The sequence below is a fragment of the Pseudoalteromonas sp. TB64 genome, assembly GCF_000498095.1.
In the GTDB taxonomy this organism is placed as follows: Bacteria; Pseudomonadota; Gammaproteobacteria; order Enterobacterales; family Alteromonadaceae; genus Pseudoalteromonas.
The window spans coordinates 1-19,283 of sequence record NZ_AUTQ01000193.1; the positions used below are offsets into that span (position 1 = coordinate 1).

The window sequence follows — 19,283 nt, forward strand, 5'->3', positions numbered from 1 at the left end:
CGCTGGGAAATTGAAAATAGCTATGGAGAAATAAAACACCAGATGCTTGAGGATAGTATTCTTTTGCGTAGTCAGACTGTGGATGGAGTCAATCAAGAGCTATGGGGTATATTGCTAGCCTACAATTTAATTCGAGTAGAGATAAGTCGAATAGCCAAAGAGGCTAAAGTCTCCCCGCTGAGAATTAGTTTTGTCATGGCTTTGCGGGATATACAGGATGAAATACTCTGGTGTGCCATCGCTTCGCCAGGTTCAATTCCAAAGAAATTAAGGGCAATGCGAGAACGAGTGAAACGTTATATTCTTCCAGAAAAAAGAAAACGGCCCAAAAGTAGGACCGTTCGAATTTCAAAGACTCGGTACACCATTAAGTCAAAGCATGCTTAACTGAATGGTGTTAACTATAAAAGTGGCTTTAAATAGCACGGGTGCAAACTATACTTTTTTAAATAAAACGTCTGGGTTAACCATTGTTTTCATTTCAAGCACATTGCCATTTGGATCTTCAATAAAAAATGTTTCTTGTTCAAACTCATTACCAATAAAACGACGGTAAGGCTTATCAAGATATTCTATTCCCGCGCTTTCAATTCGTACTTTTAAATCGTTAAAGTCGGTTTCTGATAAATGAATACCAAAATGTGGCACAGATACAGCACCCATATCTACGTCGTGGCGTACTGTAGGTAGGCGCTCAACACTTTGATGCAATGTTAATTCGTTACCCCAAAAGTCAATATCAACCCAACGACCTTCTTCACTGTTACCCGTTTTACAACCAAGCACGTCACAATAAAACGCTTTAGTCACTTTTAAATCGCCGGCCGGAATAGCCAGATGCAAACAGTTCGACATAAATTACCCTTGGTTAACTCATTTAATATACTAAATTACGCTCATTATACATAAATTGTAATTTATAGAACATTAACAGCATTATAAATAAGCATATTTAATACCTAAATAATGTTTAAAAACTAGCCTTATCAAAATTAATCATTACTTATGCCATTATATTTGCAGGCAATGCTTTTAAACCTAAAAGGGTTACTTTAAAATGCGCGCACTATGATTAAATTCTTATCTTTAAAATACATCACTTTTTTTATGGGTTTTATATCCTGCTTTGTGATGCATACAACATTTAATGTGCCGTTAGTTATTTCGGCAGCATTAACAGGACTTATCGGATCATTTATACCGTTTCCTAAAAGTGTTAAAAATCATCCTTATGCTGCTATTTATGCAGGTAGTTTTGCTGGTATGTGCTCTACTAATTTAATAACCAGTTATTGGGAAATTGCGATTATTTCGCTTATAGGCGCTAGTTTGTATGTGCTTACTATGAATATGTTTACTGGTTTTGGTGGAAAACTTGGCAGCGTTGCCTTTGCAAGCGTTGCTATATTTGTTTTAGCTAAAGGAATTGTACTATGAGCCTTGAGTATCCTCTTTTAACACTGCTTGGCGCATTCTTAACCTTTTTTTTAGCAAAGCATAATCGCTTTGACGCCATAAGAGCTTCTGCTTCGCTGTCTATAATTGCTTACTTAATTTTTAGCGCGCTAAATTTAAATCCAGATCTTTACAGCATTATATTTTTTGGCGGTACCTTTATAGGTATGAGCGCCCCACACCGTTTTGGCATATATACAGTGACTAACTCCGCTATTATTTTTTCAATACTTTTTGAGTATTTAGTCCCACGGCTTGATGGCTATGGTGGCGCACTTGGAATAAGTGCATTTTTATCGGTATGTATTTGCCATATTTGTATCACCCTTGGCGCACCTAGAAGTAAAAAGCCAATCAATTAAGTTACAGCTTACAACTCTTTATTTTACTCTAAACAAACGCACTACTTAGTAACCTATTAGAGTATTAAAAACACAAAAGTAAGTGTTGAATACCAAGCTATATTACAAAAACTCCTGCCCCCTAGCTCAATACCCACAAAAATATGTAATAAAAACAACCAAAATAATTGGTTAACCAAAAGCCAAGTATGTAAATAGTAATGCATTCTAAAAAATCACAAATTGGTAAGTTTTAATTTTTAAATTGGTATGTTAGATTAAAGTTAAGCGATATCAGTACCGCGCAATTTTTACTTCATCACACAGAGACAATAATGATAAAAAATACATCCACATTTAAACTTACGGCTTTAGCCGTTATCACCCCTTTACTTTTTACCGCTTGTACAAGCACGCAAAGCAATAACCAGCAAAGCGATGCACCAGTACCTGCAAGTAAATTTGATTTATCACACTGGAAAATAAATGTACCAGTAGATTTAAACAACGACGGTAAAATTGATGAAATAGATGTAGAAGAAATTCAGACTTACGCACACCCTGATTTTTTCTACCTTGATGAAAAAGGCTACATGGTATTTACCTCCCCTAATAAAGCGCTTACAAGTGCTAACTCTACTAATACCCGTAGTGAACTTAGACAGATGATCCGTGGATCAAATACTAAAATTAAAACTAAACATTCTAAAAACAATTTTGCTTTAGCTGTTCACCCGCTATCTGACAGATTTGGTTCTGTTGGTGGAAAAATGGAAGCAACGTTAAAGGTAGATCACGTTGCACTACGCGCTACCGACCCTGATAAAAAAGCGGCTTACTCGGTTGTTGTAGGGCAAATTCACGCAGGTAAAGATCAGGCACTTATTGATACTAAACTTGGATTTGGTTGGGGTAATGAGCCACTTAAAATATATTACAAAAAATGGCCAGGACATAAAACAGGCTCAGTTTTTTGGAACTACGAACGTAACTTAGCTAAAACAAATCCTGACCGTAAAGACATTACTTACCCTGTTTGGGGTAATACATGGGAAAATCCTAACGAGCCAGGCAACGCCGGTATTGCACTAGGTGAAGAATTTAGCTACACGGTAAATGTGTATAAAAATGTTATGCACCTTACATTTAGCGCACAAGGCAAAGAAGACGTTAACTACTCTATTAACTTAGGTAATAACGTAGATGCTTATGGCAAAGTAGACGAAAAAGATCATCCACATGGCTATGCAGCAGATTGGCATTACTTTAAAGCCGGTGCTTATAACCAATGTAGTACTAAAAGCGCGAAAGGTATTTGGTACCCAGGTTGTTTAGGTACTGGCGATTGGACTACAGATAAACAAAATGGCGATTACGCTCAAGTAAGCTTTAGTAAACTAGAGTTGAGCCCTGCGACACCGCCAACAAAATAACGCCTTAGAGGTTAACACATTAGGGTCTGTTGATCTTTCAAGGTTAAATTTGCAGCAGTCTGTTTGGTATTTAGGCAAGGCAGAGCCTATGCAGTGTGGTTATTCCCCATAAATAGGCGATAACGTAGCATTAATGCCAAACAGGCGCTGCCCAAAGGGTTCTTCCTAGGGGCTATTTACTCTTTGTTGCTCGGTTTTTACTTAGCCCACTAGGTTACAAATCTCGCGCCGCGATTAAACAGCCCCTAGTTTGAACAAATTTTAATCCGCAAAGATCAACAGACCCTAGGCTAATACAGCCTCAGATAAGTAATTTTTTAGTGATATAAACAGTGGCGTTGGTAGATTATTAATATCGCACCAGCGCCACTGTAAACATTTATTAGGCTCTTTAAGCTCAGGCTCTCCGCCTTCAAAATCAGCTTTTACATACAGCGTAATATAGTGTTTGTTCTCTGCTGTAAAAATATCATTGGTAAAATCAAGCTTAGAAATTTTACTTACCTTTAAACCTGTTTCTTCAAACACTTCTCGTATTGCACATTGCTCAACACTTTCACCAAACTCTAAATGCCCACCAGGTGTTGCCCATGTATTAGCACCGTGCGCACCAATACGCTCACCTAGTAAAATTGTGTTTTGATGCTTTATGATAACCGCCACACCCACTCTAACTACGTTACTCATATCGTGTTTTCTCTTATTTTTACTGCCCGCCATGCTGAACCACACGCTTTGTATTGTCAATTTTGTATTTTTAAAACCAGTGTACTGATTAACTTTTAACCGACCAAGGTCGAATAGCCTGCCTGTTAAAAAGAGCCTACATTTTGTAAGGTCTCTCACATACAAATTTAGTTTTAGGAGCCTTACATGTCAGGCGAGTATCAACAGCAATATAATACATTTAAGCAAAACCCCACACAGTTTTGGCTTGAACAAAGTAAAAATATTCCATGGTATAAAACACCAAAGCAAGCATACACACAAGACGACGACGGGCTTTACCATTGGTTTAGCGACGGGCAATTAAATACTAGTTTTTTAGCGCTAGACCAACACGTTATTGCCGGATTTGGCGAGCAAACGGCACTAATTTACGACTCCCCTGTCACCAATACCAAGCAAACTTATAGCTACTCACAACTACAACAAGAAGTGGCTAAATTTGCAGGCGTAATACAATCGTTAGGTGTGAAAAAAGGCGACCGCGTTGTTATTTATATGCCAATGATCCCACAAGCGGTTATTGGTATGTTGGCGTGCGCTCGCTTAGGGGCGATTCATTCTGTAGTATTTGGTGGGTTTGCTGCGCACGAGCTGGCTGTACGTATTGATGATGCCAAACCTAAACTTATACTTAGCGCCTCATGTGGTGTTGAAGTAAACAGCGTAATTGAATACAAACCACTTATAGATAATGCAATAGACTTAGCTGTGCACAAAGTAGAACACTGCGTTATTTTTCAGCGCCCACAAGTCACCGNCATAGATTGGGCTCAGGCAATGCAAACGGCTGCAGGCGCAGATCCGGTGCCTGTAAATGGAGATGATCCGCTTTATATTTTATATACCTCTGGCACGACAGGCACACCCAAAGGCGTAGTGCGTGAAAATGGCGGTCATGCAGTAGCAATGCAATACAGCATGGAAACCGTTTATGGTATGAAGCCCGGCGACGTATTTTGGGCAGCGTCTGACATTGGCTGGGTAGTTGGGCATTCTTATATAGTTTACGCGCCGCTAATGTATCGCTGCGCGACCGTATTATATGAAGGTAAACCCGTTAAAACGCCCGATGCTAGTGCATTTTGGCGTGTGGTTGAAGAGTATAAAGTAAATGCATTATTTAGTGCCCCCACTGCATTTAGAGCGATTAAAAAAGAAGATCCAAATGCTGATGGTTTTAACCAATATAATACCTCTAGCTTAAAACGTTTGTTTTTAGCAGGCGAGCGATTAGACCCTCCCACTTACGAGTGGCTTAAAGAAAAAACTAAACTGCCAGTGCTCGATCATTGGTGGCAAACAGAAACCGGCTGGGCTATTGCTTGTAACCCTGTAGGGCTTGAGTACCTAGCAACAAAACCTGGCAGTTCCACCGTCCCTACTCCGGGTTTTGATGTGCGAATATTGGATATGGATGGCAATGAATGCGCAGCTAACGAGCAAGGCGCCGTAGTAATTAAACTGCCCCTTCCGCCAGGTTGCCTTCCAACCATTTGGCAAGATACCGCTCGCTTTAAAGCAAGCTACCTAAATGAATACGAAGGTTATTATTTATCTGGTGATGGCGGTTATATTGATGAAGACGGCTACCTATTTATTATGGGCAGAACCGACGATGTTATAAATGTAGCGGGACATAGGCTTTCTACCGGCGAAATGGAAGAAATAGTAGCTGCGCACCCTGCTGTTGCTGAATGCGCTGTTTTTGGTGTAAACGATCCTCTAAAAGGGCAACTCCCTATGGGAATGATCGTGCTTAAAAATGATTTTATGGGCTCAAGTACCGACGTAGAACAAGCGCTTGTTCTAAGTGTTCGTAATCAGATTGGCGCTATTGCGTGCCTTAAAAATATAGTCAGTGTAGATAGATTACCCAAAACACGCTCAGGTAAAATATTACGTAAAAATTTACGCCAACTAATTGATGGCGAAGAACTACAAATACCTTCAACCATAGACGACGCGAGTATCTTTGAAGAAATAAACCAACAACTAACACAGAGATAAACCCAACCAGCCTATCTAAAGCCATTTTTATAATGGCTTTTTATTTCATCCTTATATTTGATCCTTTTACTTAAGTTTAGGCTTAGTTTTAAGCTTTAAGCTTTAAGCTTTAATTAAACCAATCACTGAAATTTTTTACGGCTTTGTGCTTTCTTCTTTTAATAGCGTTATTAATTTAATCAATTTAAAAGGAATGGTGTATGCCCTGCTTGCTACAAAAACTATTAACTACAGTCCTATTATTTATAGGCTTTGCCACACAAGCCTATGAAATAGAAGACTTAGGCGATGGCTTACACCGCTTTATAGACGACAGACACCGCTCAGTATTTTTAATCACTCCTGAGGGCGCAATTGTTACCGACCCACTTAATAAAAAAGCCGCCACCTGGTTAAAAGAGCAAATTAAAACTCGCTATAACGTGCCGGTAAAATATGTAATTTACAGTCATAATCACAGCGATCATATTTACGGCGCCGAGGTATTCAAAAGCCCGCACACCACTTTTGTAGCGCATAAACTCGCTGCGCAAGATATTAAAAACACACAAATGAAAACCGTAACACCCAACCTTACCTTTGATAACGAGCTACTGCTTACCCTTGGTGATTCAACAGTAAAGCTTAACTATCATGGTCCAAACGATGGTCGTGGTTCGGTTAGTGTATTATTCGAAAAGCAAAAAACGTTGTTTGTGGTTGATTGGATTGTTATTGGCAGAATGCCGTGGCAAAAACTGTGGAGCTACGATATTCAAGGCATGATTAACTCAACCCAAGCGGTACTCAAATATGACTTTGATACTTTTGTAGGCGGACATGCCGATATTGGCAACAAGGCTGATGTAGCGCGTTACTTAAGTTATTTAGAACTTTTATATAGCCAAGTAACCGCAGGCGTTTTAGCCGGTAATACACTTGACGAAATTAAACAAAATGTAAAGTTAGACCAATTTAGTGACTTTAAACAGTTTGATGCATGGTTACCGCTTAACATAGAAGGTGTTTACGAGCGTTTAATGGAAGAGTCTGGCATGGGTTGGCGCAGCGATTTATAAGCTTTAGTCTAATAATCATTGGTATTGCCGTATTTAACGCAATACCAATGTATTCATTAATTAAATAAGGTTATTACTGATCAAACCTTTTTAATCTATCCCAATTACTTTAAGCAGTAACCTACATATAAACCGAGTAAGTAGTACTCCAAAAGCTCGCTAACATTGCCAACATTTACTGCGCCTAGTTCATTTACACAAACCCACGCTTTGGGAATAAACATGCTTTATAGGCTGGGTATATTTAGGTATTTTAAAAACGTCTTAGGTTTACCAAGCATTCATAGGGATTTTTAAAGGTACCTTGCTACCATCTTCATTCTCTAAAAGTAATTGTAAAATCTCTCCAGACTCCTTGCGCATTAATTCTTTTGCTTCACTGGCAGGGCATCCCGGAATCTTACAGCCTTCTATAGAAATGATTTTCTGTCCTGCAACAATCCCTGCTTTTTCAGCGGGTGAATTAGGCTTTACTTTTTCAATAACAAATGACGTTACCGTCGGGCTAAAAAAACCATCAGCGCTAACGTTCCCTGAAATTCCAAGTTTAACCTCCTCTGCAGCCAACGCATTGAAAGAAATAATTGAGATTAAAATAATTATGAATTTGAACATATGAATTAACACTCCATGTAAGTCTATCGTTAGTATTCTTTACTATTTATAGTTTTAACAAATTACTTAACACATTACTATCACTAAGTTTTTTATATTCTCAGCGTTAAATTAAATATTTTTGAATGTAAAAAATCTAAGTATTAAAAAGTCTATTAACTAAAATCGACCATCACTTCATAACGCCCTGGCATGTCGTTTACTTCGTATACCCAACCGTGTCGTTTTATTATTTTTTCGCTTAACTCTAATCCTAAACCGTAGCCAATATTGGTAGTCTTATTTGCGTTATTAGTAACGTGTGACGTATCAGTTTGTGCGCTGCTATTTACTATAATTACGCGGCTACCTTGTTGAGTAATACGCACTTGCCCTTGTTGCGTATGCTGATACGCATTGCGTATTAAATTTGTAAGTACTATGTGGCATGCGGTGGCTTCGGTATTAATAGTCGTATTTTGGTTATCGGTATTTATAAGTACATCAACTTGTTTTGAATTGAGTAAGTAATCGAGCTCGTTACCCAAGGTTGTTATTTTAACGGCTAGATTTAGGGGCTCTGGTGCACTTTGCTGGTCGTCATTTCTGCTAAGCCACAATAACGTCTCGGTTAAATCGCTCATGGTTAAACCGGCGCGCTCTATTCGCTGCAGTGTAAGTTGTTGTTTATCGCTTAAAGGCGCTTTTTCGCTTAGTCTGTTAAGTAACTCAACGTTGCTGCGAATAACCGAAATTGGCGTACGCAACTCGTGGCTTGCATAACTTAAAAAGCGCTGCTCTCGCTCAAGGCTATCATGAGCCGAAAGTAAACTGCTGCGCACTAAGGTTGCCAACGTATTTAGCTCATTGTAAGTAAAGTCAGGTGGCACCTGTTGTAAATTTGTTTGATTTAACGATTTAGCCCAACCCCGCAGGGACTCTACAGGCTTTGCTATTTTTTTCATTACCATAAACAAAAAGAAGGTAAACAGCGCTATTGCCGTCATCCCTGTTAACGCTATCCATAATAACCTTTGTATTGGTTTTTCGGGTGTTCCTTTTTTTGGAAGGCGGTTTTCCTCAAGCATAATACGTGATACATAACGAGCTTCACCAGTAGAGCTTTCAAAATACACAACAAAATATAAGTCTTTTGGCATAGAAAAAAACGCTGTTTTTTCTTGGCTTTTTTGCAATATACCTCGCTCTGTAGGCTTTATAAAACGTTTCTTAATCTCATTTGGCACATCCTCCCAACGACTCGCTATTTTAAAGCCAATCATTTCTTTCGGTTGCCCGTTTTTAACTTCAGCCGATTGCGAAAGTGCATGCATTACGCCATTCAAGCCTTTGTCTAAACCATCGGTAAAATAGCTAACACTTAAAAACGAAAAACCAATAGCCATTAACGAACTTAAAAGCACCATGCTGACAAAAAAGTACAACCTTAAACTAGGTCTTATTTTCATGCATGTGTCTCATTTTTTAGTTTTAATACAAACCCTACACTGGGAATTGTCTCAAGTACCGCTTGGCAATTAGCTTGCTCTAACTGTTTTCGTAAATGGTAAATATGTACTTTTAGGCTGTTACTGTCGGGCTGCTCTTCTCCCCAAATGGCTTGCATAATTGCGTGTCGGGTAACTGGCTTTTGTTGCTCTCTAATAAGTAATTCTAATAACTTAAAAGTAATAGGAGATAGCTTTAAGTTACCTGCTTCGACTGTTGCCGTATGCGCGGTTAAATCAAGTGTTAAATTAGCAAATGTAAGGCGTTTTACTTCACCACTTTTGCGTTTTGCTAATACTTTAACGCGCGCTACTAACTCTTTCATAGCAAATGGTTTTACGAGATAATCGTCACTACCGGCTGCAAATCCCTCAAGCTTATTGTCGAGGCTATCACGCGCTGTCAGCATTAATACTGGTGTATCAATGCCTCGCTCACGTAATGTTTTGCACATGGTTAAACCATCCATTTTTGGCATGCTTACATCTAATATAATCATTTGATATTGATTACGTTCTATTAAATTTAAACCCATTACGCCATTGCTTGCATGGTCACACTCTATTGACTCTATTTCGAGATAATCAACAATGGTAGTTGCCAAGTCTATGTCGTCTTCAACCAGTAGTACGTTTATCATTAAGAGGCTGTTTCCTGCGTTTTATTTTTAGCACCTAGCGATTTTAGCATAGTAGCTATACCGCGTTTAGCGTCGGTTTGAATCATCAACAACGCAGGTATAAGAATTAAAGTAATAACCGTGGCAAACAAAATACCGTAACCAAGTGATGCAGCCGCAGGGATTAAAAATTGTGCCTGAATTGAGGTTTCACTAAGAAGCGGCACCAAGCCTGCGTAAGTTGTAATTGAGGTTAGTAAAACAGCACGCAGACGACTCGTACACGACTCAACTATGGCATCATGCGTATTCATATCCTCTTCTTTTGTTAGTTCGTTAAAACGCGAAACAAGTAATAGGCTGTCGTTTACCACCACACCACTGAGCGCCAATATACCGTTTAATGACAATATGCTAATGGTTAAGTCGTTCCACCAATGCCCAAGTATTGCACCAACTACACCAAACGGAATTGCTACCATGATCAACATAGGTTGAACATACGATTTAAGCGGAATAGCCAACAGTACATATATAACTAATAAAGCAGCGACAAACATGGCGTACATTGACCCTGTTGTTTCGTCTTGCTCTTCAGCTTCACCCGCAAAATGAATATTCAAAGTAGGAAATTGCTGAGTTAATTCTGGTATTAAGTCGCGTTGTAAATCAGCCACTAATTCGTTTGGAGCAATCACATCTTTATCTACTTGCGCACTTAAATAAATTGCACGAAGTCCATCAATACGCGTTATTTCATCGTGTTGGTATTCACTGTTAATTGTCGCTACGTTTACAAGCGGTACAACGGTGCCATCAGGCAATCGGATACGCGATTGCATAATATCGGCAGGTGTTTGACGGGCGTTCTCTGGATAACGTACACGTACTTTTATTTCGTCTTTATTACGTTGATAACGCTGTACAATTGCGCCGCCAAAGGCTTGCAGTATTTGCTTTGATAAGCTCGCGGTATCCATACCTAGGGCGCGACCTTGCGCGCTTAGTGTAAATTTTAACTGCGGTTGACCGGGATTTAAATTGTCGTCTATTCCGTTAACCCCTGCCGTATTTTGTAAGTGCTCTTTAAATAGTGCGCCCGCTGCCATTACGGTTTCGTCGTCCCATGCTTTAAGCTCAACTTTAAAATTATCAACCATTTTACGCGTAGCTAATATTTGTAGCTTTTTACTGCCCTCAGGACTTGCGGCTAAACGCTGCCATTCTTGAGCAAATTCACTTGCAGTGAAAGCGCCATCATCTAATAGCTCAACGCTTACCGTACCACTTGTATCGTTGCTACTAATTACTTGTAAACTGGTTATTTCGCTTTTATCTGAATTAAACTTAGTCATTAAGTTTTGCTCAGCTTGTATTGCACTTTGCTCAAGCATTAGTAAGTTTTTGTTTGTTTGACCATAAGCAGCATCAGTTTGCATAACCAAGTTGGCGGATACGGTATCGCCCAGAATGCTTGGGAAAAAACCTACTTTTACTGCACCTGTCATTGGCATACCTATGACGAGTATAAAAAAAGCAATAAACCCAGCAACGACTGCATATCTAAAGCGCAATGAGAGTTCAATAACCTTACAATAAATGTTTTTGCTAAACCAATTTAGACCGCTATCGGCGCCATGTTGTATTTTAGACCATACCCCACTTAACCCTTTTTTAATTTGGCGCTTGGTACTTACATGGGCTAAATGCGAGGGTAATATAAGCTTTGATTCAACGAGCGAAAGCAGTAAACAGATGGTCACTACAGTGGCAAATTGAGAGTAAATTTTACCTAGATTACCAGATACATTCGACAATGCCATAAATGCAGCAACAGTGGTCAATACCCCAAATATTGTCGGTACAGCTACTTTCATTGTACCCAAAACCGTGTTGTTTATTGTATCGCCATGTTTTTTACGTGTAGTGTAAATACTCTCGCCGACAACAACGGCATCGTCTACCACTATGCCCAGCGCCATAATAAAGCCGAAGGTAGTCATTTCGTTTATGGTCAGTGCGGTGTAGCCATCGGTCATAAAATACAGCGTGCCAAAAAATACAAATGGCAAGCCACCAGCAACCCATAAAGCCACACGTACATTTAAAAATATGGCTAGTATTACAAACACCATAATAATACCGGTCACCGCGTTTTTAGTCAGTAGCGATAAACGTTCGGTGATCATGGTGCTTTTGTCATTCCAGCTTTCTAGCTCTACATTTTGAGGTAATAGACCACTTTCGTGCCACGTTTTTATTACATTATTAGCCTGCTCAACAATGGTGATTATGTCGCTGGTATCACCCATTAGAATTTCAACGCCGACTGCATTTTGTTGGTTATAACGACTTAGTGAGTTGTTATCTTCAGAAAAGCTGTCGCTAACAATAGCAACATCACCTAATTTGATTTGTGCGCCAGATGCGGTAGTGAGTAAAACGATATTGGCAAAGTCGCGCTGCCAGTAAGCTTGGTCAGCCGCTTTCAGACGTATAATTTTACTGCTATCGCGTAAACTAGTTGATAGTGGGCTTGATGACTCGTTATTAATCACCTCACTTATGTCACTAATGGTTAATCCATAGGCTTGTAATTTACCTTCATCGATTTCTACTGACATCATCGGATCGAGAACACCCGACTGAGTTACATCAGTAATACCTGATTGCGCTAATAAATCGGCTTTAAGTTTTTCACCTAGGTTTTGTAATGTATGGCGATCTGCATCCCCAAAAAGCTGTAGTGTTAATGCATGATCTTGCCTGCGCGCTTTATCAATAACAGGTTGCTCAGCATCAACAGGGAAGTTGTTAATTGCATCAACTTGATTTTTTACATCAAAGAGTAGCTCATCTAGTGAATAATCTGTTTCTTTTTCAATGCTGATATGACTGCCGCTAGCATCAGAGGTAGAGGTAATGCGCTTTATACCTTGTACTGTTTCAAGAGCTTCTTCTATTTTGAGCGCAATCCCCTCTTCAGCTTGTAATGCATCACCACTGTCATAAACAACTGATACCGAAACAGTATCAGGCTCCAAACTCGGAAAAGCTTCTTTACGCAACGTAGAAAGCGACATAATCCCCATTACAATCACGCTTATTAACAATAAATTAGCGGCAACAGAGTTATTTGCAAACCAGTTAATAATACCGTGCAACGGATTATTACTGCTAGGTACTTGAGGTGGTTGATGAGGGCTCATTATTGTACCCCTTCAACAATTGGATTTACCCTCATGTCGTTTAAATAACTAACAAGTGGACGCACAACTACTTTTAAATTACTAACACCCTCTATTGGTGAAATATATACGTAATCTCCACGCTCAAATACTTTATTGGCTTGTGTGCTTACTAAGTTGTTTTTATCATTCACGTACCAAATTAAGCCATCTTGCGATACCGCTGAAGCAGGCAGTTCAATTACGTTACTTAATTGTTTACCAGCAATTTCAACTTCTAAAAATGTACCTGGTAATAATGGCGTCGCTTGCTCAAACGGTTTATCAAGAGCAACTATAACGCTGCGCTGGCGAGAGCTTTCGTCTAGGTGTTGTTCAAAACGATCAATGTAACCAGTCCATTTGGTATTAGTAGCTACATCACTTAAAATAACCTCATTTGACTTATTATTTGCCAGATTTTGCCACTGATTCAATGAAAGCGGCACGTTTATTTCTACTTTGTCAGTGCTGTTTAATGTGGCAAGCGTATCGCCAATACCAACATAAGTACCTAAATCGATATCTCGCGATAAAATAACACCATCAAACGGAGCACTTAACTGGGTATTATTTACATCACGCTGTGTAGTTTTAAGTGCATATTGGGCGTCATCAAGCGTGGCTTGCGCGGCTTCTAGCTGCAAGGTTCTAAATACCAGTGGTGAGCTTGGCGCCTGCGTAACACCTGAGCGTTCCCATTCACGTTTTGCTTGCTCCCCTAAATCTTGCTCTTCTTGTAACGCGAGTTTCGCATCAGCGAGTGTGGCTTTGGCATTTGCGAGGGCTTGTAAGTATTCAGTATTATCTATTTGTGCAAACACCTGCCCTTTAGATACAAAGTTCCCGGTTGCAAATTGCTCACTCATATTAGTCACTTCGCCTTTAACTTGTGCTTTTAAGGTCAGTGTCCAATGCGCCTTTGCTTGACCATGTCCGTTCACATAAGCTTGGTAAGTACCCGCAACAGCATTAATTACCGATACATTTGGTGCGATAGTTCTAACTGTGGCAGATTTTGAGCTATTAGCTTGTTCATCCATTTTTTTAGCGTTATACGCAACAGCAAGCCCTATACTAATAATTGCAACAAGGGTTACAACAGCAGGTGTTGGCGAAATTCTCATGACGATACTCCAAGGCCCAAAGCAAGGCCTAAATCTATGCGGTTAGTTAAAAGGGTGTAGTTTATTTGACTAAGTTGAGCTTGCAGGTCGTATACTTTTTGTTGCACTGTTAGCAAATCTAAAATATCAACCAAGCCTTGTTGATATTTACTTTGATAGTTACTAAAACTGCTTTTAGCGCTGGCAAGCGCATTGCTTATTTGTAGTCGTTGCTCGGTTAATGACTGCTCCTGTCCGAGGGCATTTTCTACCTCGTTTACCGAATTTAATAGAGTGTCTTGGTACTGCCAAAATGCTTGTTCAGCATTAAGTTTTGTTATATCAACTTGCGCCCGTAATGCACCGCCTTCAAATAAAGGCGCAGTTAAGCTCCCCAATAAACTCCACACTGGGCTGGCTAATAATGCTTGGCTTGGGGTGCTTGCTAAATCACTTAATGACGCTGAAAGCGAAATGCTAGGCAGTAATTCTTTATACGATACATCAACCAAGTAATGCTTTGCCTGAATATCGTAATAAGCACTTTGCAAGTCAGGTCGCCGTGCTAGGTCTTGCGCTGGTAAGGTGCTTAGTGGCTCAATAACGTTCGGCAGTGTTAAGGTATCTGGCAGACCCTCAAGTTTATTTGTGCCAACAATTAGCATTAAAGCACGTTTTGCTTTTGCTATTTGTTCTTGATAGTTAGCAATGGTTGCACGCGTTGATGACGTGCTAGCTCGTGCGGTATCAAGCGCCTCTAAATCACCTAATCCATATTGATAGCGCTCAACAATACTGTCTTCGTTATTTTGCAAAACAACTAAACGTTGCTGCTCTATATCCAGCAAATTTTGTTGTAAAACAATATTTAAATAGGTACGAATAACACTTGCAACTAACGCGTCTTTTGCACCTTGATAAGTCGCTTTATTACTGGCGATGGTCATATCTTGCGCGGCCACATTATCAGCAATTTTTTGCCATATATCAGCCTCCCAACTTACCCCCACTGATGAGCTATATTGTGTACCATCGCTTTCACTGCGCTGGGCGTCAAACCCTGCATCTATACTAAACCACTGATTTGCAGCCGTTACATCACGCTGTGCATAGGCTAGTTTTAATGCGACATGCACTTGATTAAATGATGGATTATTAGCAATCGCTTGCTCAATCAGTGAGTCAAGACCATCTACATTCACCAAATCGGTAATATAATTTACTTGCTGTGCGTTACTTTGCGTGTACTGCCAGTTTGCATGTTGCTTTAGCGGCTGCTCAGTACTATTACCTTGATAGCTTGGCTGACTACTGCATGCAGCAAGTGTGCAACTAAGTGCAAGTAAAAAACCGGTTGAGTGCTTTTTAAAATAAACCATTTAACTATGCCTAATTCATACCATTGCACATAGCTTATTCGGTCGAGGGTTAAGGAGAGGTTAAATGGCATTAACTTAGTTTTGAATAAGTTATTTAAAGAGTCGTTAAGCTTTGGTAATGACGTTTACCCCCCCTAGTACCTAAATAGCATAAATACATGCTCATATAGAATTACCATCTATAATCAGGGAGTAGATAAATATTTAATTAAAATTCAGGATATACAAATGTTTGTTTTAAGTAAGACGTATTCATCAGTAAAAAATAAAAATGACGAACTACAAAAAGAAATTGTGTACTTACGCGCTAAAAACACCTCTTTAAGCAATGAGAACGACTCATTAAAAACATCGTTCAGCAGTCCTATTAGTAACTCTGAAGAACAATTTACAAACGCTTTACTGTCAAGTTCAATAGAGTGTATTAACCAGATAGAAGGGATAAGACAAACAGTGCTTGAGTCTTATTCTAATGACTTACATCCATGTAAGAATAAGTAAAAACCGAGCAACAAAGAGTCAATCGTCCCTAGAAAGAACCCAAGAGGCAGCGCATGTCTTGCCTTTATGCTACGTTATCGCCTATTTATGGGGAACAACCACACAACATAGACTCTGCCTTGCTTAAATACCAAACACACTGCTGCAAATTCAACCACTAAAGTTCAACACGCCCTAAGTATAAAATAAGTTACTTTATTATGAAACAACCCTGTTTCGGCCTGTATTTTTTGCTGTATACAAATGTATATCGGCTCGTTTAAATGCATCCACTGGGCTTTCTCCTTGTATAACCTCGATAACACCCATACTTGCCGTTGATTTAATTTTATGCGGTGTATGAACACACGAATCAATATTCTCGCGTATTCGGTGCGCTACTTCTAAAGCAGAATCTAACTGAGTATCAGCCAAAACCACTAAAAACTCTTCACCACCTACTCTACCCACACAGTCTGTTTCTCTAATATTTTTTGATATGCTTTTTACAACAGAAATAATGAGTTCATCACCTATATCATGCCCGTAGGTGTCGTTTACTTGCTTAAAGTAATCTATATCAATTGCAATTAAAGAGCATGCTTTGCCTGAAGATACACTTTTATTAATAGCGCGTTTTTTAAATGTAAATATTGCCCTGCGATTAGCTATACCTGTTAATTCATCTTTTAAAGCAAGCGTTTTAAATCGCTGTTTATGAACTGATTGTTTATATGCAATTAAGGCTAAAATAATAGCGAGTGTAATAGCAAAAATTAATGAAGCAATTTGCCAAAACGCTTTGCTGTTAGAGGCTTCTAATAATTTATTGTTAATATTGGTTAACTGTTCGAGCCTAGCAATTTCTCTGCCTCGTTGCTCCCAATCAAATTCTAATTGTTGAGACAATAAAGTACGATTTGCTATTTTTTTTGAATTAGCTTTTTCCAGTTTTAATAACGCATTTAAGGCATCAACTTCTTGTTTTGAATTATTTAGATTTACAGCTAAAACACGCTTAAATTCTAAAAATCGCTTATAAGAATCAACCGACCAACTTTGCGGTTTTTCGCTTGAAAATTGATCGTAATATGCTTGCGCATTTGTATTCATACCTTTTGCTACAAACCACTCAGCCCAAGTTATCGAATAAATAAATTTTGCCCAATCGCTTTCTATATTAAGGTTGCTTGCTTTATCTAAAAACAATTTAGCGCGATCAAGGTTGCCGAGCTGAATGTTTATTTCGGCAATTTTAACTAAAGGATAAGCAACTCCCTCATCATCTTCATATTTATGTACTCGCTCAGATATTTCTGCATAGAGTAATATTGCTTTTTCTCTTTCTTGCATTTGTTCATATACATAAGCAAGATCGTCAGTAGCTTTGTACCATTCTTGCTCGTTATAAGCTGTTAACTCAAAAATAGCTCTTTGCAGTTGTTCGATGGCTAATTTAAAGTTATATAAGTCACTATGAATAAGTCCTATTTGTCTAAGTAAAAGCGCTTTATTATAATTATTATCGCCCTTATCAAACAGTTGATAGGCTTGTTGAAATACTAAAAAAGCATCTTGAAAACGACCTTTTGAACGATAAATTTGCCCTAATACCTGCAATGCATTTGCATGCTCAAATTGCATATCACCATTAATTTGAATCTCATCAATTACAGAGTTTAAAATAGTAGTCGCTTTACCTAGTTCATCACCCACATATAAATTTAAAGCCTCACACGTTTGTAAGTCTAAATTGAGTCTTAATGAAACACTCTTAGAAACAACTTTTTTAGCATTAATTATAAAAGTATTAAATTGCTTAAAATCGCTTTCAGTTCTTGGAACCTGTAACCAGCATTCAACGGCTTTAACACGTGCATTATCGAGTGTTGAAGGATAAGGAAGCCCCTTTTCTAAATTGACAAATATGGCATGTGTTTCAAAGTGGTTTAAACGTCCACTAAGTATATTTTTTATGTCTTTTTTTACTGTATTACCAAACACATTAAAACAAATGAATACACAAAGCGTACTTATGAAAAGTTTGATCATTTAAGTTTATAATTCCTTTTATTTCGCTCAAATTAGTAGAAAGTGGCACGAGATTAAGAGTGCCTTTAAAAGTAGTGCTCTATATAGCTACCCAGGGCAAGATCACGAACTTTACCTTGACTTCAAAGTATGATCTTATACTCCTTTTTACAAGGAGCATTCTCATGCTTGATATTCAGCTATTTAAATATTTCGAATCAATCGATGATCCTCGCCAACAAGGTAAAGTGGTTCATAAACTATTTGATATCATATTCTTAGCCGTCAGCGCTGTTGTGTCTGGATGCCAAGGCTGGGAAGATATTGAAGATTTTGGTCATGATAGATTAGATTGGCTCAGGAAATATGTTCCCCTAGAGCAAGGTATTCCTCGTCATGACACAATTGCCCGCGTACTAAGCCGTATCGATATGACGCAATTTCAAGATTCTTTTTCTTCTTGGATGAAAGCATGCACTAAGTTAACCCAGGGCGATGTCGTAGCTATTGATGGTAAATGCTTAAAAGGCTCATTTAATCAGTCAGATAGGCGCGATGCACTTTATATGGTCAGTGCGTTTTCATGCGAAAATGGTGTCGTTTTAGCGCAATGTCCTGTTGATAAAAAGTCGAATGAAATAACAGCGTTACCAACACTTCTTGAGTTACTTGAGATAAAAGGGTGCTTAGTCACAATTGACGCCATGGGGTGTCAAAAATCAATTGCAGAAAAAATAGTGAGCAAAGAAGCTAATTACCTTCTTGCAGTGAAGGCAAATCATAAAGGACTCCTGTCGCAAATAGAGGGGGCTTTATTACCGGAGATAACACGACAAGCGTCTGAAGGGATTTTGTTTAATGAAGCAGATTATCAAAAAAACAGAGAGGAGTTTAGGTGTTGTGCAGTGCGTCATGATGTAAGTGATTTATCAGAAACGATACACTGGGAAGGTGCAAAGACGGTGGGTGTTATTGTTTCCTACAGAAAGGAAAAAGGTAAAGTAAGCAATGAGTTATGTTATAGGTACTATATCAGTTCAGCATATTTAACGGCGGAAGAATTGGCAAGGTCAGCGCGGCAACATTGGCAAATAGAGAACGGATTACATTGGCGTTTAGACGTAGGATTTAAAGAAGATGAGTGCCGAATTAGGCGCGAAGGTGCAGCGCCAGTATTTGCAGGGCTGAGGCATATCGCATTTAATCAATTAAAGGCTGAAACCAGTTTTAGTAAAGGTATGCCAGCAAAGCAGAAGAAAGCGATGCGCAGTACAGCTTATCTTGAAAAGGTATTGAATTTATAGTGTTTTTTCAT

16 protein-coding genes and 1 pseudogene are annotated in these 19,283 nt (G+C 38.9%); 8 read left to right on the forward strand and 9 right to left on the reverse strand.

Annotated features, from left to right (window positions below):
• A pseudogene (locus tag L647_RS1000000126270) lies at positions 1 to 387 on the forward strand (IS4 family transposase); the annotation flags it as partial.
• A gap of 48 nt (positions 388 to 435) precedes the next feature.
• Here L647_RS1000000126270 and L647_RS0116000 read toward each other — a convergent pair.
• Complete coding sequence (locus L647_RS0116000) at positions 436 to 855, reverse strand: VOC family protein (RefSeq protein ID WP_024611951.1); 420 nt, start codon at positions 853 to 855, stop codon at positions 436 to 438.
• A 276-nt stretch (positions 856 to 1,131) separates the two neighbouring features.
• Here L647_RS0116000 and L647_RS0116005 point away from each other — a divergent pair, with 276 nt between their 5' ends.
• The 3 genes from L647_RS0116005 (at position 1,132) to L647_RS0116015 (ending at position 3,229) form a co-directional block, all read left to right on the forward strand.
• A complete protein-coding gene (locus L647_RS0116005) occupies positions 1,132 to 1,437 on the forward strand; it encodes a hypothetical protein (RefSeq protein ID WP_033024453.1) in 306 nt (101 codons plus the stop codon).
• A complete protein-coding gene (locus L647_RS0116010) occupies positions 1,434 to 1,817 on the forward strand; it encodes a hypothetical protein (RefSeq protein ID WP_024611953.1) in 384 nt (127 codons plus the stop codon). Before L647_RS0116005 ends, L647_RS0116010 begins: the two co-directional genes overlap by 4 nt.
• Positions 1,818 to 2,131: 314 nt before the next feature.
• Positions 2,132 to 3,229 carry a polysaccharide lyase family 7 protein gene (locus L647_RS0116015; RefSeq protein ID WP_024611954.1) on the forward strand — a complete coding sequence of 366 codons (1,098 nt, stop codon included), beginning with the start codon at positions 2,132 to 2,134 and terminating at the stop codon, positions 3,227 to 3,229.
• A gap of 285 nt (positions 3,230 to 3,514) precedes the next feature.
• Here the strand turns inward: L647_RS0116015 and L647_RS0116020 are convergent, their stop codons facing one another.
• Complete coding sequence (locus L647_RS0116020) at positions 3,515 to 3,916, reverse strand: NUDIX hydrolase (RefSeq protein ID WP_024611955.1); 402 nt, start codon at positions 3,914 to 3,916, stop codon at positions 3,515 to 3,517.
• A 186-nt stretch (positions 3,917 to 4,102) separates the two neighbouring features.
• On the opposite strand from L647_RS0116020, the gene L647_RS0116025 reads away from it, so the two are divergent.
• A complete protein-coding gene (locus L647_RS0116025; RefSeq protein ID WP_024611956.1) occupies positions 4,103 to 5,965 on the forward strand; it encodes a propionyl-CoA synthetase in 1,863 nt (620 codons plus the stop codon).
• Between the two features lie 200 nt (positions 5,966 to 6,165).
• The gene (locus L647_RS0116030; protein WP_024611957.1) at positions 6,166 to 7,023 is read left to right on the forward strand and encodes an MBL fold metallo-hydrolase; all 858 of its coding nucleotides are present in this window, start codon (positions 6,166 to 6,168) and stop codon (positions 7,021 to 7,023) included.
• 270 nt (positions 7,024 to 7,293) lie between these two features.
• Here L647_RS0116030 and L647_RS0116040 read toward each other — a convergent pair whose 3' ends face one another.
• From L647_RS0116040 to L647_RS0116065, 6 genes are all read right to left on the reverse strand, one after another.
• Entirely contained in the window at positions 7,294 to 7,638 is a 345-nt protein-coding gene (locus tag L647_RS0116040; protein WP_024611958.1) for a PDZ domain-containing protein, read from the reverse strand.
• A gap of 155 nt (positions 7,639 to 7,793) precedes the next feature.
• A complete protein-coding gene (locus L647_RS0116045; protein WP_024611959.1) occupies positions 7,794 to 9,086 on the reverse strand; it encodes a HAMP domain-containing sensor histidine kinase in 1,293 nt (430 codons plus the stop codon).
• Positions 9,083 to 9,766 carry a response regulator transcription factor gene (locus L647_RS0116050; RefSeq protein WP_024611960.1) on the reverse strand — a complete coding sequence of 228 codons (684 nt, stop codon included), beginning with the start codon at positions 9,764 to 9,766 and terminating at the stop codon, positions 9,083 to 9,085. Before L647_RS0116050 ends, L647_RS0116045 begins: the two co-directional genes overlap by 4 nt.
• Positions 9,766 to 12,954: an efflux RND transporter permease subunit gene (locus L647_RS0116055; protein WP_024611961.1), complete on the reverse strand. Its 3,189-nt coding sequence runs from the start codon at positions 12,952 to 12,954 to the stop codon at positions 9,766 to 9,768. Before L647_RS0116055 ends, L647_RS0116050 begins: the two co-directional genes overlap by 1 nt.
• Positions 12,954 to 14,099: an efflux RND transporter periplasmic adaptor subunit gene (locus L647_RS0116060; RefSeq protein ID WP_024611962.1), complete on the reverse strand. Its 1,146-nt coding sequence runs from the start codon at positions 14,097 to 14,099 to the stop codon at positions 12,954 to 12,956. The genes L647_RS0116055 and L647_RS0116060 overlap by 1 nt, the downstream gene beginning before the upstream one ends.
• Positions 14,096 to 15,457 carry a TolC family protein gene (locus L647_RS0116065; protein ID WP_024611963.1) on the reverse strand — a complete coding sequence of 454 codons (1,362 nt, stop codon included), beginning with the start codon at positions 15,455 to 15,457 and terminating at the stop codon, positions 14,096 to 14,098. Before L647_RS0116065 ends, L647_RS0116060 begins: the two co-directional genes overlap by 4 nt.
• Before the next feature lie 228 nt (positions 15,458 to 15,685).
• Between L647_RS0116065 and L647_RS0116070 the strand changes: the two genes are divergently transcribed.
• On the forward strand, positions 15,686 to 15,958 hold the full coding sequence (locus tag L647_RS0116070) for a hypothetical protein (RefSeq protein ID WP_024611964.1): 273 nt from the start codon (positions 15,686 to 15,688) through the stop codon (positions 15,956 to 15,958).
• A 198-nt stretch (positions 15,959 to 16,156) separates the two neighbouring features.
• On the opposite strand, the gene L647_RS0116075 is transcribed toward L647_RS0116070, so the two are convergent.
• Positions 16,157 to 17,989, reverse strand: coding sequence for a diguanylate cyclase (locus L647_RS0116075; RefSeq protein WP_024611965.1), 1,833 nt, complete (start codon positions 17,987 to 17,989; stop codon positions 16,157 to 16,159).
• A gap of 164 nt (positions 17,990 to 18,153) precedes the next feature.
• Between L647_RS0116075 and L647_RS0116080 the strand changes: the two genes are divergently transcribed.
• Complete coding sequence (locus L647_RS0116080; protein ID WP_024611966.1) at positions 18,154 to 19,272, forward strand: ISAs1 family transposase; 1,119 nt, start codon at positions 18,154 to 18,156, stop codon at positions 19,270 to 19,272.
• Positions 19,273 to 19,283: the final 11 nt, after the last annotated feature.